Below are 15146 nucleotides of genomic sequence, written 5' to 3'. Positions count from 1 at the left end.
ACGCCATGGGATCCGCCAAGAAGAACTCCGCGGCGCGCAAGGCCCGCATAGAAGAGATGCGGCGCGCCGAGCAGGCTCGCGAGCGTCGCAACCGGATCCTCACGATCGGCGCCAGCGTGGTGGTCGTCGTCGGCCTCGTCGTCGGCGGTGTGGTGCTGGTCCAGTCGCAGGACGACGACAGCGACTCGGTGGCCGACTCCAAGACGACCGGCTCCCTCGTCGCCGGCGCGGACGGGGTGAGCACCTGGAAGGGCGGCAAGCTCTCCCAGACCCACGTCACCAAGAAGGTGAAGTACCCGGTGCAGCCGCCGGTCGGCGGTGACCACAACCCGGTCTGGCAGAACTGCAACGGCGACGTCTACACCGAGGCCCTGGCGAACGAGAACGCCGTGCACTCGCTGGAGCACGGCGCGGTCTGGGTGACGTACACCAGCAAGGCGTCCAAGGCCGAGGTCGAGGCGCTGGCGGCGAAGGTGAAGAAGACGCCGTACACGCTGATGAGCCCGTACGAGGACCAGAAGGACCCGATCATGCTCTCGGCCTGGGGGGCGCAGCGCACGGTGACCGGCGCGAGCGACCCGAACCTCGGCAAGTTCTTCGAGAAGTACGTCCAGGGCGAGCAGACGCCCGAGCCGGGTGCGGCCTGCACGGGCGGTAAGGCTCAGTGAGGAAGCACGTCGGCTGGATCGCGGGGTCCGCGGCGGCGGTGCTCGTCGCGGCCGGAGCGATCACCTACGCCGTCGCCTCGGACGGGGGTTCGGACCGGACCCCCGCCGCCGACTCGGCGGACGCCGGTTTCGCGCGCGACATGGCGGTGCACCATCAGCAGGCCGTGGAGATGTCGTACATCGTGCGCGACCGCACCGACGACACCGAGGTGCGGCGCCTGGCCTACGACATCGCGCAGACCCAGGCCAACCAGCGCGGCATGATGCTCGGCTGGCTGGATCTGTGGAAGCTGCCGAAGGTGTCGTCGCAGCCGCCGATGGACTGGATGGGCATGAGCGACATGGCCTCCGGCGAGGACGGCGCGCTGATGCCCGGCATGGCGACCAACGCCGACATGAAGAAGCTGGAGGGGCTCAGCGGCAAGGCCGCCGAGGTCTTGTACCTCCAGCTCATGACCGAGCACCACAAGGGCGGCATCCACATGGCCGAGGGCTGCGTCGAGCGGTGTTCGGTGGACGTGGAGAAGCGGCTCGCGCAGGGCATGGTGGTCGGGCAGGAGTCGGAGATCCAGCTCATGGCGGACATGCTGCGGGACCGCGGCGAGAAGCCCTGACGCTCCGCTGGAACGGCCGCATCGTGCGTTGTGCCGTCGGCCGGCTGCGGCGCCGTCGTGGCTGGTCGCTCCCCCACGCTCGGCTTCGCTCGCGCGGGGGGACCCCCATCGCGGCGGAGCCGCATTTCGATACAGCCCCGCGCCCCTTCAGGGCGCTCCTGGCCGCAGCCGTCAGCCGCTCACCGTCTCCGCCTCCTGCGGTACGTGCGCGGCGACCAGCCGTTCCCGGCCGGCCCGCGGAGCGACCCCGCGCCGGTCCACCGCGTACGCCGCCGTCGCCACCGCCAGGCCGAGCACGGCCAGCCCGGCGCCGGCCACCGCCGGGGAGGTGACGCCGAAGCCCGCGGCCAGGGCGAGGCCGCCGATCCAGGCGCCGCCCGCGTTGGCCAGGTTGAACGCGGCCTGGTTCGCGGAGGACGCCAGGGACGGGGCCGTGGCCGCCTTCTCCATGACCATCAGCTGGAGCGGGGAGCCGGTGACGAAGGCCGCCGTGCCGAGCATGACGACCGCCAGGGCCGCGCTCCAGGCCGTCTCCATCAGCAGCGGGAACAGGGCCAGGACCAGCGCCAGCGAGGCCAGGCCCGCGAAGAGCGTGGCCCGCATCGCGTGGTCGGCCAGCCGTCCGCCGAGCAGGTTGCCCACCGTGGCGCCGACGCCGAACAGCGCGAGCAGCAGCGTGACGCTGGCGTCGGCGTACCCGGCGGCGTCGGTGAGCATCGGGGTGATGTAGCTGTAGGCGGCGAAGAGCGCGCCGAAGCCCGCCACCGTGGTGCCGAGGGCCAGCCAGACCGGGAGGGACTTCAGTGCGGCCAGTTCGCCGCGCAGGCCGGTGGCCGGGGCGTGGGCGTCGTCGTGCGGGATCAGCAGGGCCAGCGAGGCGATCGCGGCGACGCCGATCGCGCTGACGGCGAGGAAGGTGGCCCGCCAGCCCAGGTGCTGGCCCATGAGCGTGGCGGCGGGGACGCCGACGACGTTGGCGACCGTGAGGCCCAGGAACATCAGGGAGACCGAGCGGGCCTTGCGCTCCGGCGCGACCATGCTCGTGGCGACGACCGCGCCGACGCCGAAGAAGGCGCCGTGCGGCAGGCCGCTGAGGAAGCGGGCGGCGAGCAGCCAGCCGTTGTCGGGCGCGAGGGCCGACAGGGCGTTGCCGGCCACGAACAGCGCCATCAGGCCGATCAGGACCCGGCGGCGGGACATCCGGGCCGTGACGGCCGCGAGCAGCGGGGCGCCGATGACGACGCCGAGGGCGTAGGCCGAGACCAGGTGGCCGGCGGTCGGCAGCGAGATGCCGAGGTCGTCGGCGACGTCGGGCAGCAGGCCCATCATCACGAACTCGGTCGTACCGATGCCGAAGGCGCCGACGGCCAGGGCGAGCAGGGCCAGGGGCATGGAGGGGCCTGTGCCTTTCGAGGAGCGGGGTTCCGTACCATCTTATGTTCAAGTACGGAACAAAGCCTCTCGGGCTCAGTATTCCGGCGGGTTACGACCGGGTTGACGGGGGCTTTCAGGACGCGGTTGTGTCGACTTTCACACGCGCCGCCACCGGCAGGTGGTCACTGCCCGTCTCCGGCAGCGTCCACGAGCTCACCGGCTCGATGCCCTTCACCAGGATCTGGTCGATCCGGGCCATCGGGAACGACGCCGGCCAGCTGAACCCGAACCCGCTGCCCGCCGCGCCCTGCGTGGAGCGCATCTGGGAGGTGACGGCGTTCAGCGCGCGGTCGTTCATCGTGCCGTTCAGGTCGCCGAGCAGCACGCTGTGGGGCAGCTTCTCGGCGGCGATGGCCTCACCGAGGGCGTCGGCGCTCTTGTCGCGCTGCCGGGCGGTGAACCCGGCCTCCAGCTTCACCCGCACCGACGGCAGATGGGCGACGTACACCGCGACCTGCCCGGACGGCGTGGTCACCGCGGCGCGCATGGCCCGCGTCCAGCCCAGCTTGATGTCGACGGCCTTGACCCCGCTCAGCGGGTACTTGCTCCACAGCCCGACCGTGCCCTGCACCGAGTGGTACTTGTACGTCGACGCCAGCGCCTCCTCGTACACCGGCACCGCCGACGCGGTCAGCTCCTCCAGCGCCAGCACGTCCGCTCCGGAGGCGGCGACGTCACGGGCGGTGCCGGCCGGGTCCGGGTTCTCGGCGTTGACGTTGTGCGTCGCGATGGTGAGGTCGCCGCCCGGCGCGGTCTTGTCGCTGACGAGCCCGCCGAAGAGGTTCAGCCATACCGTCGCCGGCAGCAGTACCGCGATCAGCGCGGTGGCGGACTTGCGGATCAGGGCCAGCACGAGCAGTACCGGGATGAGGACGCCCAGCCAGGGCAGGAAGGTCTCGGTGAGGCTGCCGAGGTTGCCGATCCGGTTCGGGATCTGCGCGTGCAGCAGCATCACCAGGGCGGTGATCACCGCGAGCGCGGCGACGACCGTGCCCCGGCGCCAGATCCGCGGGTCACCGCGCCAGCCCGCGACCAGCCGCTCCAGCAGGCGCCGGAAGCGGTTTCCCCGACGCTCGGGTCCCGAGCCGCCGTTGTCCGTCTCCGTCATGTATGCCTGCTGCGCCATACCGTCGCCTCACTGCCTGCCGTGCACACCATCATCCCCGCGTCTTACGACCCTAGGGGATGATCGGTTCTCTTCCTGCCGTCCCATGACGGCCGTACGGGCACGAGGACGAACAAGTCCGCTTTCGGAGTTCCGGATACGGGGTCCAAAGCGCGCTCTGTGACGAAACGCGCACATCCGCTACGTGCGCGGGGAACTGACGGACGGTGAGCTGACGGGTCGTAGGCCTTCGAGCAGCAGGTCGACGATCTGCTCGGCCAGGTGCTCGGGGAGGTCGGCGTCCGGGCGCATGACGGAGCGGACCAGCATGGGGCCCACGAACAGGTCGTAGACCAGTTCGAGGTCGCCGTCCGGGCGCAGTTCGCCGTTCTCCACGCCGCGGCGCAGGACGTCGATGCCGAGCCTGCGCCGGGGTGCGACGACGCCGTGCTGGTACGCCGCCCAGATCTTCGGGCTGCTTCTCATCTGGGCGTAGACGTTGTGCAGGATCGCCGAGGACCGGCTGGCCAGTCCGCGGCGGCGCAGCGTCTCCAGGAGCACGACGAGGTCGTCGCGCATCGAGGTGCCGGGGAGTTCGGGGTCCTCGGGTTCGGCGCTGCGGATGACGTCGACGAAGAGTTCCTCCTTGCCGCTCCAGCGGCGGTAGATGGTGGCCTTGCCGACGCCGGCGGTGCGGGCGATGCGCTCGATGGAGAGTTCGGCGAGGGAGACGCCGTCCTCCAGGAGTCTCATGACGCCTTCGATGATGGCGCGTTCCACGGACTCGCTGCGGGGGCGGCCCCTGTGGGGGCCCTCTGTCCTGGGTGCGTCAGCGAGGTTCACGTGGGGGGTTCCTTTCCGTGTGCTTCAGGGATTATCCGCGGCTGCGCGCCCCTATCGGGGCGCCTGCCTGCCCGGGAGGAACAGGGCTACGACCACTGCGCCCACCACCGCTATGCCCGCTCCCCATACGGCCGTGACGTGCATCGCGTGCAGGAAGGCCTCGTCCGCCGCGGCGATCAGGGGCTTGCCTGCAGGGCCCAGTTTCTCGGCGATGCCGAGGGTGGCCTCGATGGAGTCACCTGCCGTGTGCCGCAGGGACGGGGGGACGGTGGTGAGGTCGTCCTCCATGGCGCCGCGGTACGCCGTCGAGAGGACCGAGCCGAGGACCGCGATGCCCAGCGCCCCGCCCACCTGGCGGAAGGTGTTGCTGAGGGCGGAGGCCGAGCCGGCCTTCTCGCGGGGCAGGGCCTGCATGATGACGACGCTGACCGGGGTCATGATGTGCGCCATTCCGGTGCCCATCAGGAAGAAGATCACTTCCAGGAGCCAGATCGGGGTGTCCGCGTCGAACGTGGCGAAGGCGGCCAGCGTGGCGGCGATGAGCAGCATGCCCGCGGTCGTGGTGGCGCGGTTGCCGAAGCGGTCGACGAGCAGACGCGCGCGCGGGGCGAAGACCAGCTGGGCGGCGGCGAGCGGGAGCATCAGCAGGCCGGTCTCCAGGGGCGAGTGACCGCGCACGCTCTGGAGGTAGAAGACCGAGAAGAAGGTCACGCCCATCAGTGCGAAGAAGACCAGCGCGATGGCGGCGATCGCGGCCGAGAAGACCTTGTCGCGGAAGTACCGCATGTCCACGGACGGGTGGTCGCTGCGTATCTCGAAGACGACGAAGGCGACGAGGACGGCGAGACCCGCGGCGATCGTCGACAGCACGGTGACGTCCGTGAAGTCGGCCAGCTCGCCGCCCCGGATGATGCCGTAGACCAGCAGGACCAGGCCGACGACGGACAGGGCGACGCCGGTGGGGTCGATGCGGCCGGGGGCCGGGTCGCGGGAGTCGGGGACCAGCCACAGCATCAGGGCGAGGGCGAGGGCGACGATCGGGACGTTGATGAGGAAGACGGAGCCCCACCAGAAGTGGTCGAGGAGGACACCGCCGGTGATCGGGCCGATGGCGATGGCGAGGCCGACGCCGCCGGCCCAGATGCCGATGGCCTTGGGCTGTTCCTCGCGTTCGAAGACGTTCATGAGGACGGCGAGGGTGGCGGGCATCACGAAGGCGGCGCCCAGGCCCATGACGGCGCGGAAGCCGATGAGCTCGCCCGGTGAGCCGGCGAAGGCGGCCAGCGCGGAGCCGAGGCCGAAGACGGTGAGACCGCCGAGCAGGACCTTCTTGCGGCCGAGCCGGTCGCCGAGGAGGCCGGCGCTGAACAGCAGTCCGGCGAAGACGAGGGTGTAGGCGTTGATCGCCCATTCCAGCTCGCTCTGGGTGGCGCCGAGGCCGGTCGGGGCGGGCGTCGAGATCGTCTTGAGGGCGACGTTCAGGATCGAGTTGTCCAGGACGACGATCAGCAGGCTGAGCATGAGGACACCGAGGATGGCCCAGCGGCGGCGGTGCACCGCCTCGGGTATCCGGGGGGCGGGCGGAGCGGAGGTAGAAGCCATGCGGCCGAGCCTAGGGAATTTACGATACGAGACCGTGCCGTATCGTAATTCTTTTACCCGGCTCTTACGTCCGGCTCGGGTTCCGCTCGACGTGACGGGGGTCCCCTAGCCCCGCTTGGCACGAGGTGCCACCATGGAGGGGATCCGGGGACGCCGTCAGGGCGCCTCGAGATGACGTAAGGAGCCGTTGCCATGACGCAGCTTTCGGCTGCCCAGAGCGCACAGGGCGCGCAGGCCAAACCGACCTCCGACGGCAGCAAGGCGCTGTACGGGGGCAAGAGCACGCGCCGCATCACCGTTCGCGACATCGCCGCCGCCAAGGAGCGCGGCGAGAAGTGGCCCATGCTCACCGCGTACGACGCGATGACCGCGTCCGTCTTCGACGAGGCCGGGATCCCGGTCATGCTCGTCGGTGACTCGGCGGGCAACTGCCACCTCGGGTACGAGACGACCGTGCCCGTCACGCTCGACGAGATGACCATGCTGTCGGCGGCGGTCGTACGGGGCACCTCGCGCGCCCTGATCGTCGGCGACCTGCCCTTCGGGTCCTACCAGGAGGGTCCCGTGCAGGCGCTGCGGTCGGCGACCCGGCTGGTGAAGGAGGCCGGGGTGCAGGCCGTGAAGCTGGAGGGCGGCGAGCGGTCGCACGAGCAGATCCGGCTGCTGGTCGAGTCCGGGATCCCGGTGATGGCCCACATCGGGCTGACCCCGCAGTCCGTGAACGCGATGGGCTATCGCGTGCAGGGGCGCGGCGAGGAGGCGGCGCAGCAGTTGCTGCGGGACGCCAAGGCCGTGCAGGACGCGGGGGCGTTCGCGGTGGTGCTGGAGCTGGTTCCGGCGGAGCTGGCGGCCGAGGTGACGCGCGTGCTGCACATTCCGACCGTCGGGATCGGGGCCGGGGCCGAGACGGACGCGCAGGTGCTGGTCTGGACGGACATGCTCGGTCTCACCGGTGGCCGGGTGCCGAAGTTCGTGAAGAAGTACGCCAACCTCCGTGAGGTCATGGGCGACGCGGTGAAGGCGTTTGCGGAGGACGTCGTCGGCGGAACGTTCCCCCTTGAGGAGCACTCCGTCCACTAGGACCACTGCGGCACAGAGGCAGCCCGCCGATTTCCCCCGTCGGCGGGCTGCTGTTTTGTCCCGGCGCACCCCCTGTCGGCGGTCTGTCGGCGGCCTGTCGGTCGTTTGTCGGTGGGGACTGACACCGTCCTTGGCATGACGCGAATCGACAACAACCCCAGCGGCGCGGGCAGCGCCGTCACCGTGCGGGGGCTGGTCAAGCACTACGGCGAGACCAAGGCGCTGGACGGCGTCGATCTGGATGTGCAGGAGGGCACCGTGATGGGGGTGCTCGGGCCGAACGGGGCCGGCAAGACCACCCTCGTGCGGATCCTGTCCACCCTGCTGGCCCCGGACGCGGGACAGGCCACCGTCGTCGGGTACGACGTGGTCCGGCAGCCCCGGCATCTGCGCCGGGTGATCGGCCTCACCGGCCAGTACGCCTCCGTCGACGAGAAGCTTCCGGGCTGGGAGAACCTGTATCTCATCGGGCGGCTGCTCGATCTGTCGCGGAAGGACGCCCGGGCCCGGGCCGACGAGCTGCTGGAGCGGTTCTCCCTGACGGACGCGGCCAGGCGGCCCGCGGCGACGTACTCCGGCGGTATGCGGCGCCGGCTGGATCTGGCCGCCTCGATGATCGGGCGGCCCGCCGTCCTCTTCCTCGACGAGCCCACCACCGGCCTCGACCCCCGCACCCGCAACGAGGTCTGGGACGAGGTCAAGGCCATGGTCGGGGACGGTGTCACCGTCCTGCTGACCACCCAGTACATGGAGGAGGCCGAGCAGCTCGCCTCCGAGCTGACCGTCGTGGACCGCGGCAAGGTCATCGCCCAGGGCGGCATCGACGAGCTGAAGTCGAAGGTCGGCGGACGGACGCTGCGCGTGCAGCCGGCCGATCCGCTGCAACTGCGCCCGCTCGCCGCCTACCTCGACGGTCTCGGCATCACCGGGCTCGCCGCCACCACCGTGGACTCCGAACGCGGCGCCCTGCTGGTCCCGATCCTCAGCGACGAGCAGCTCACCGCCGTCGTCGGCGCCGTCACGTCACGCGGCGTCACCCTGTCCGCCGTCACCACCGAACTGCCCAGCCTGGACGAGGTGTTCCTGTCCCTCACCGGCCACCGCGCCAGTGCCCCGCAGGACGTCGTACCCGCCGAAGCCCGCGAGGAGGTCGCCGTATGAGCGCCGTCACCACACCTGTCGCAGCCGACGTCCGTATCCCGCTGCGCGGGCATCTGCGGCACACCAGTGCCCTCATCCGCCGCAATCTGCTGTGGATCCGGCAGGACCCGGAGTCGATGGCCGACGCCGTGCTGATGCCGGTGATCTTCACCCTGCTGTTCGTGTACGTCTTCGGCGGCTCGATCGGGCTGGCCCTCGGCGGGGGCCAGGACGCCTATGTGCAGTACGTGATTCCCGGCATGCTGGCGATGATGAGCATGACGATGGCGCAGGGCGTCGGCACCGGCTTCAGCCAGGACTTCAACTCCGGTGTCATGGACCGCTTCCGGTCCCTGCCGATCGGGCGCGGCTCGGTGCTGTTCGCGAAGATCGCGGTGGAGGTGGTGCGCATGCTCTTCGCGACCACCCTGCTGCTGCTGGTCGCCCTCGCGGTCGGTTTCGACGTCACCAACTGGGGCGGTCTGCTGGCGGCGGTGGCGCTGTCCGCGGTGTTCGCCTCGTCGATCATGTGGGTGTTCCTCACCCTGGGCGTGATCATGAAGAGCGCGCAGTCCGTGCAGGCGATGGGCTTCCTGGTGCTGTTCCCGCTCCAGTTCGGCTCGTCGATCTTCGCGCCGACGGACTCGATGCCGGGCTGGCTCCAGGCGTTCACCGACTACAACCCGCTGTCCACGCTGGCGGACGCGGCACGCGGACTGATGGTGGGCGGCCCGGTCGCGCAGGACCTGTGGGTGACGCTGGGCTGGTCGGCGGCCATCACCGCGGTGATGGCACCGGTCGCGATCCACAAGTTCCGTACCAAGAGCTGACCTTGCGCGTCAGACGAGGGCGGCGGCCTCCTTCGAGGAGAGGGCGCCGCCTTCGGCGTATGCGGCCCGGTACGTCTCGTCGTCGAGTGCGGCGCGCACCGCGGCGACCGCCGTCCGGACTCCCACGCGCTCCAGGCGGGTGCGCCGATGCCCCGTCGGCATGGCCGCTTCGGCGGCCCCGAGGCAGCGGGCGGCGTCACGGGCGTCGCTGTCGGCCAGGGCCAGCGCGGCGACGACGAGGTACATCGAGAGCAGCTGCGGGGCCATGGCCCGGGTCAGCGGGTCCTCGGCGTGCACCATGCCGCGCCGGATCTTCTCCCGGGCCTCCTCGTGGAGGCCTTCGGACACGTCCAGCCAGGCCTCCTGGGAGAGGATGAAGGCGTCGAAGACGACGAAGAAGGCGATCGTGAAGTCCTCGCGCAGCAGCCGGATCTGCTCGCGCGCCTCGGAGAGCCGGCCGGTGATGCTGAGCCATCCGGCGAGGATGATCCGGCAGAACGGCATCGCCTCGTTGTGGCCGCCGTCCAGGTTGTCCAGTACGTCGCGCAGCAGGCGTTCGCCCCGCTCCTCCTCGCCGGACTCCAGCAGCGCGGCGGCCAGCCTCGCGGACAGGACCGCCCCGTGGGCGTGGGCGTCGAGCCGCTCGGCGTGCTCGATCGCCGACTCGTAGTCGGCGGCGGCCTTGACGAAGTCCCCTTTGCGTTCGTAGGACTCGGCGCGTGCGGACAGCGCCTCGGCGGTGCCCCAGGAGTCGCCGAGACGCCGGTAGATCCCCAGTGCCTCGTCGGCGTCCCGGAAGGCCTCGTCCGCCCGGTCGGGCCGGTTGGCGAGGAGGTTGGCGCGCATCTGGAGGGTGGCGGCCAGCTCCCACTCGAAGTCGTCCGGGGCCTGCCGGCAGGTGGCCACGGCGGCGTCCATCAACGTGGCCATCCGGTCCATCTCGCCGGACAGCATCACGGCGTAGAGCGCGAGCATGCCGGGGCTGCGGCAGGACTGCGGGAGTCCCGGTTCGTACACCTCGGTGATGACACGCAGCTTCCGCTGGGCCGTCGGGGTCTGCCAGGCCTCCAACTCGGTGTCCATGCAGGCGAGGTGCATCAGGTGGACGCCCCGCCGGGCCTCCATCAGCACCTCGCCGGTCATCGGGGGCGGTTCGGCGGTGCAGCGCCGCCAGACCGGCGCGGCCGGTGTGACGGGCTCGGAGAACGGGTCGGGGCCGAGTGCCATGACCTCGACGCACCAGTTGCGGCTGTCGATGCGCAGGGCGCGCAGCTGCCAGTACCAGCCCAGGGAGAGCACCAGGGACAGCGCCTCCTGCTCGTCGCGGGCGGCGACGGCGTGCCGGAGGGCGGTGCGCAGGTTCTCGTACTCGCGCTGGAACCGCTCCACGGCGGCCAGTTGGTCGGGGCCGCGCAGCAACGGGTCGGTGGTGCGGGCGAGTTCGCGGTAGTACGTCAGATGCGCGCGCTCGGTCTCCGTCCGCTGTCCGGCCTCGTCGAGCCGTTCGCCCGCGTACTCGGCGACGGTCTCCAGGAGCCGGTAGCGCATCTCGCCGTCGCCCGAAGGCCCGGCCACGACCAGGGACTTGTCGACGAGCGAGCCGAGCGCGTCCAGGGCGGCGGGCCCGCACACGGCCTCGGCGGCGGCGAGGTCGCAGCCGCCGGCGAACACGGACAGGCGGCGCAGTACGTCGCGTTCGTCCTCGTCGAGCAGCTCCCAGGACCAGTCGACGACGGCCCGCAGCGTCTGCTGGCGGGGCAGGACGGTACGGCTGCCGGAGGTCAGCAGGCGGAAGCGGTCGTCGAGCCGGTCGGCGATCTGCCGGGGCGCGAGCATCCGTAGCCGGGCGGCGGCGAGTTCGATGGCGAGGGGCAGGCCGTCGAGGCGGCGGCAGATCTCCGCGCACGCCTCGGGGTCGTCGTCGATGCTGAAGCCGGGCCGGGCGGCGGCGCCGCGGTCGGCGAGCAGCCGCAGCGCGTACGGTTCCGGCAGTGGTTCCACGGGCCGCAGCACCTCCCCCGGTACGCCGAGGGGTTCGCGGCTGGTCGCGAGCACGGTGACGTCGGGGCAGCGGGCGAGCAGTTCCTCGGCGAGCCGGGCGGCGGCGTCGACGACGTGCTCGCAGTTGTCGAGGACGATCAGCATGCGGCGCCGGGCGCAGTGCTCGACGAGGCGGTCGACGGGGTCGTCGTGCCGGTCGCCGGCGCTGCGGACCTGCTCGGCGCCGGCGCCGTAGAGGACGGTCTCGCGGCCGCCGACGGCGGTGAGCACGGCCTCGGGTACGGCGTCCGGGTCGTCGACGGGGGCGAGCTCGGCCAGCCAGACCCCGTCCCGGGCGGCGTCCCGCATGGTCTCGGCGGCCTCCTGGGACAGCCGGGTCTTCCCGGCCCCGCCCGGACCGAGCAGCGTCACGAGCCGGGCCGCGGTGAGATCCCCCCGAATGGTCTCGATGTCGGCCTTCCGGCCGACGAAGGAGGTGAGACGGGCGCGCAGGTTGCCGGGCGGTGCGGGAGCCGGGGCGGGCCTGTGCTCCGTCGGGGCCAGCAACTCACCGTGCAGGGCCCGCAGTTCGGGCCCCGGATCCGAGCCGAGCCGGTCGGCGAGCAGATGTCGTACGTCGTCGTAGGCGGCCAGTGCCTCGGCCGGGCGGCCCGCGTCGCGCAGGGCGCGCAGGCGCAGGGCCTGGAGCGGTTCGTCGAGGGGGTGGGTGTCGCACAGGGCGGTCAGTTCCGGCAGCGACTGTTCGGCCTGGCCGAGGGCGAGGGCGGCGGCGTGCCGGGCGCGCAGCGCGTCCAGCCGCCGGGCCTCCCAGCGGGCGGCCTCGGCGGTGCGGTCGGGGAGGTCGGCGAGGGCGGGGCCGTGCCACAGGGAGAGGGCGTCGTCGAGGACGCCGACCGCCTTGGCGGGGTCGCCGTCGGCAAGGGCGCGGGTGCCGTCGCCGGTGAGCCGCTCGAAGCGGTGCAGGTCGACGGCGTCGGCGGAGGCGGCGAGGCGGTAGCCGCCGTCCACGGAGCCGACCGCCTCCGCTCCGAGGGCCCGGCGCAGCCTGCCGACGAGCGCCTGCAGCGCGCCCGCGGCGTCGGCGGGCGGATCACCGTCCCAGACCTCGTCCACGAGCAGCTGTGGGGGGACGGTGCGGCCGGGCCGCAGGGCGAGCACGGTCAGCAGGGCACGCAGCCGGGCGCCGCCGACCGGGACGGGGGTGCCGTCGGGGCGGAACGCCTGGGTGGTGCCGAGGATGCGGTAGCGCACGGGGTCCATTCTCTCCGGTGGAGCGGGGGTACGGGGGCCGGGCGTCAGTTCGGTGGCCCCGCCACCCCGCTGAACGTCGACAGCAGCGCCGCCAGTGCGGCTCCGTCGAGTCCCGCCGTCTCCGCGCCCGGTGGGGCGTCCTTAGGGAGGCCGGTGGCCTCGCGGACGGCGTAGGAGAGCCAGGAGTCGGTGTCGGGGACCTCCAGGGTCACCACCACGCCGGCCTGGATGTGGCGTCGGTTCGTGCCCACCCCCTGGTCGGTGAACCACTTCGGGCAGGTGTCCACGGCGTGCAGCCACCGCTCCCCGGCGACCGGACGCCAGGCGTCCGCGGACTCGGCGAAGCCCTGGGTCAGGAGCTGCACGGCCCGGACCCGTCCCCGGGTCTCGGGCAGCCGGGCGCCGTGGGTCTCGACCTTGAGCAGGCCGACCAGGCGGATCCAGTCCCCGGGCCGCTCGGCGTTCCGGTCCTCGTCCGAGAGGACGTCGACGGGGTCCTCGTGCAGGGCGAGGACCAGCCCGTTCTCGTCCCGCAGCACCCGTACCGCCCCGTCCTCCGTCGGCACGTCCGCCACCTCACCGGTGACCTTGGTGAGCTGGTCGTACCAGCCGCCGCCGAAGTAGCCGTCGGCGGCGTGGAACCGCAGCGGCCAGCTCACCTCGTCCCCCACCGTGAACGGTGTGCCGCAGCACTCCATCTGCCAGTTCTCGTAGAACACGTGCCACAACCCCATTCCCCCACCTTCTACGGAACCGGGGACCGGCCGCGAGACGTTTTCCCGTAAGCCCGGTACCGTCGGGCAGTCCCACCGCGTGCCGACAAGTCCAGGGAGCCGCATGACCACCGCCACCACCCGCAACGGCGAGCGACGGATCAGTTCCGTCTTCGTCGGGATCCTGGCCGTCACCGCGGTGACCGGCTGGGCCACCTGGACCGGGTTCGCCGAGCAGCCGGGCGTGGCCGTCTTCCTGTTCGTGACGGCGGCCTGGATCGTCTCGCTGTGTCTGCACGAGTACGCGCACGCGCGCACGGCCCTGCACAGCGGCGACATCTCGGTCGGCGCGAAGGGCTATCTCACGCTGAACCCGCTGAAGTACACGCACGCCCTGCTGAGCATCGTGCTCCCGGTCCTGTTCGTGATCATGGGCGGGATCGGTCTTCCCGGCGGTGCCGTGTTCATCGAGCGCGGCCGGATCCAGGGGCGCTGGAAGCACAGTCTGATCTCGGCCGCGGGGCCGCTGACGAACGTCCTGTTCGCGGTCGTCTGCACGGCGCCGTTCTGGCTCGACGCGCTCGACGGCGTCCCCGCGGACTTCCGGTTCGCGCTCGCCTTCCTCGCCCTGCTCCAGGTCACGGCGGCGATCCTGAACTTCCTGCCGGTGCCGGGCCTGGACGGCTACGGCGTGATCGAGCCCTGGCTGTCGTACAACATCCGCCGCCAGGTGGAGCCGTTCGCGCCGTTCGGCCTGCTGTTCGTGTTTGCGCTGCTGTGGCTGCCCGCGGTCAACGGCGCCTTCTTCGACATGGTCGACGCGTTCCTGCGCGGCCTCGGGATCAGCGACTTCGACACGTACTGCGGCTACGACCTCTACCGCTTCTGGCGCGGTTCGAGCGAGGTCTGCTCGGTCAGCCCGTGACGGACGACCGGCGGATCTTCTCGCGCTTCAGGTAGTACCAGCACATGTTGGACGACAGTCCCGCCAGCAGCACCCAGATGATCCCCAGGAAGCTGCCCTGCGCGAAGGAGACGACGGCGGCGGCCACGGCGAGGACGCAGACGATCAGGGCGTAGAGGGCGAGGCGGGGCATGCGAGGGGCTCCTGTCGGGGGACACCGGTGTACGACGCCGTCCAGTGTCCCCCATCCCCTCATACGTCCGTGATGCGGAGTCCCGCGTGCGCCTTGTAGCGGCGGTTCACGGAGATCAGGTTCGCGACCAGGGACTCGACCTGGTGGGCGTTGCGCAGCCGTCCGGCGAAGATGCCGCGCATGCCGGGGATGCGCCCGGCCAGCGCCTGCACGATCTCCACGTCGGCGCGCTCCTCGCCGAGGACCATCACGTCGGTGTCGATCTCGTCGATCTCCGGGTCCTGGAGCAGGACCGCCGACAGGTGGTGGAAGGCGGCGGTGACCCGGGAGTCCGGGAGCAGGGCCGCGGCCTGCTCGGCGGCGCTGCCCTCCTCGGGCTTGAGCGCGTAGGCGCCCTTCTTGTCGAAGCCGAGCGGGTTGACGCAGTCGACGACCAGCTTCCCGGCCAGGTCCTCGCGCAGGGACTCCAGCGTCTTGCCGTGGCCCTCCCACGGCACGGCGACGATGACGATGTCGCTGCGGCGGGCGGTCTCGGCGTTGTCGGCGCCCTCGACGCCATGGCCGAGTTCGTCGGCGGCGGCCTGCGCGCGGTCCGCGGCCCGCGAGCCGATGATCACCTTCTGGCCGGCCTTGGCGAGCCGGTAGGCGAGGCCCTTGCCCTGCGGGCCGGTCCCGCCGAGCACACCGACGACGAGCCCGGAGACGTCGGGGAGGTCCCAGGGGTCCTTGGCGGGAGCCTTCTGTGCAGCACTGTCGGAAGAGGTCATG

14 protein-coding genes are annotated in these 15146 nt (G+C 71.6%); 6 read left to right on the top strand and 8 right to left on the bottom strand.

Annotation, left to right across the window (positions count from 1 at the left end):
• Nucleotides 1–5 precede the first annotated feature (5 nt).
• Both AB0Q90_RS06820 and AB0Q90_RS06815 read left to right on the top strand, forming a co-directional pair.
• A complete protein-coding gene (locus AB0Q90_RS06820; protein WP_363159450.1) occupies nucleotides 6–668 on the top strand; it encodes a DUF3105 domain-containing protein in 663 nt (220 codons plus the stop codon).
• Entirely contained in the window at nucleotides 665–1282 is a 618-nt protein-coding gene (locus tag AB0Q90_RS06815; RefSeq protein WP_363159451.1) for a DUF305 domain-containing protein, read from the top strand. The genes AB0Q90_RS06820 and AB0Q90_RS06815 overlap by 4 nt, the downstream gene beginning before the upstream one ends.
• A 171-nt stretch (nucleotides 1283–1453) precedes the next feature.
• Here the strand turns inward: AB0Q90_RS06815 and AB0Q90_RS06810 are convergent, their stop codons facing one another.
• The 4 genes from AB0Q90_RS06810 to AB0Q90_RS06795 form a co-directional block, all read right to left on the bottom strand.
• Entirely contained in the window at nucleotides 1454–2674 is a 1221-nt protein-coding gene (locus tag AB0Q90_RS06810; RefSeq protein WP_363159452.1) for an MFS transporter, read from the bottom strand.
• A gap of 115 nt (nucleotides 2675–2789) precedes the next feature.
• Nucleotides 2790–3842 (bottom strand): endonuclease/exonuclease/phosphatase family protein, encoded by a 1053-nt coding sequence (locus tag AB0Q90_RS06805; RefSeq protein WP_363159453.1) that lies wholly within the window; start codon nucleotides 3840–3842, stop codon nucleotides 2790–2792.
• A gap of 180 nt (nucleotides 3843–4022) precedes the next feature.
• Nucleotides 4023–4664, bottom strand: a complete 642-nt coding sequence (locus AB0Q90_RS06800) for a TetR/AcrR family transcriptional regulator (RefSeq protein WP_363159454.1) — start codon at nucleotides 4662–4664, stop codon at nucleotides 4023–4025.
• 51 nt (nucleotides 4665–4715) lie between these two features.
• Entirely contained in the window at nucleotides 4716–6266 is a 1551-nt protein-coding gene (locus tag AB0Q90_RS06795) for an MFS transporter (protein ID WP_363159455.1), read from the bottom strand.
• A 192-nt stretch (nucleotides 6267–6458) separates the two neighbouring features.
• Between AB0Q90_RS06795 and panB the strand changes: the two genes are divergently transcribed.
• The 3 genes from panB to AB0Q90_RS06780 all read left to right on the top strand — a co-directional run bounded on the left by panB (nucleotide 6459) and on the right by AB0Q90_RS06780 (nucleotide 9316).
• A complete protein-coding gene (panB, locus tag AB0Q90_RS06790; protein WP_363159456.1) occupies nucleotides 6459–7346 on the top strand; it encodes a 3-methyl-2-oxobutanoate hydroxymethyltransferase in 888 nt (295 codons plus the stop codon).
• A gap of 135 nt (nucleotides 7347–7481) precedes the next feature.
• On the top strand, nucleotides 7482–8507 hold the full coding sequence (locus tag AB0Q90_RS06785; RefSeq protein ID WP_363159457.1) for an ATP-binding cassette domain-containing protein: 1026 nt from the start codon (nucleotides 7482–7484) through the stop codon (nucleotides 8505–8507).
• Nucleotides 8504–9316, top strand: a complete 813-nt coding sequence (locus tag AB0Q90_RS06780) for an ABC transporter permease (RefSeq protein WP_363159458.1) — start codon at nucleotides 8504–8506, stop codon at nucleotides 9314–9316. Before AB0Q90_RS06785 ends, AB0Q90_RS06780 begins: the two co-directional genes overlap by 4 nt.
• A 9-nt stretch (nucleotides 9317–9325) precedes the next feature.
• Here AB0Q90_RS06780 and AB0Q90_RS06775 read toward each other — a convergent pair whose 3' ends face one another.
• The gene (locus tag AB0Q90_RS06775; protein ID WP_363159459.1) at nucleotides 9326–12577 is read right to left on the bottom strand and encodes a BTAD domain-containing putative transcriptional regulator; all 3252 of its coding nucleotides are present in this window, start codon (nucleotides 12575–12577) and stop codon (nucleotides 9326–9328) included.
• Nucleotides 12578–12612: 35 nt separating this feature from the next.
• Nucleotides 12613–13302: a DUF6578 domain-containing protein gene (locus AB0Q90_RS06770; RefSeq protein ID WP_363159460.1), complete on the bottom strand. Its 690-nt coding sequence runs from the start codon at nucleotides 13300–13302 to the stop codon at nucleotides 12613–12615.
• A gap of 103 nt (nucleotides 13303–13405) precedes the next feature.
• On the opposite strand from AB0Q90_RS06770, the gene AB0Q90_RS06765 reads away from it, so the two are divergent.
• A complete protein-coding gene (locus AB0Q90_RS06765) occupies nucleotides 13406–14206 on the top strand; it encodes a site-2 protease family protein (protein WP_363159461.1) in 801 nt (266 codons plus the stop codon).
• Here AB0Q90_RS06765 and AB0Q90_RS06760 read toward each other — a convergent pair.
• Nucleotides 14196–14378 (bottom strand): hypothetical protein, encoded by a 183-nt coding sequence (locus AB0Q90_RS06760; RefSeq protein ID WP_363159462.1) that lies wholly within the window; start codon nucleotides 14376–14378, stop codon nucleotides 14196–14198. The two genes, AB0Q90_RS06765 and AB0Q90_RS06760, sit on opposite strands and share 11 nt — an antisense overlap.
• Nucleotides 14379–14437: 59 nt before the next feature.
• Entirely contained in the window at nucleotides 14438–15145 is a 708-nt protein-coding gene (npdG, locus tag AB0Q90_RS06755) for an NADPH-dependent F420 reductase (RefSeq protein ID WP_363159463.1), read from the bottom strand.
• Nucleotide 15146: the final 1 nt, after the last annotated feature.

Origin of the sequence: Streptomyces sp. NPDC079141 (genome assembly GCF_040686775.1) — a bacterium.
GTDB lineage: Bacteria > Actinomycetota > Actinomycetes > Streptomycetales > Streptomycetaceae > Streptomyces.
This window is presented reverse-complemented; position numbering and strand designations above follow the sequence as displayed.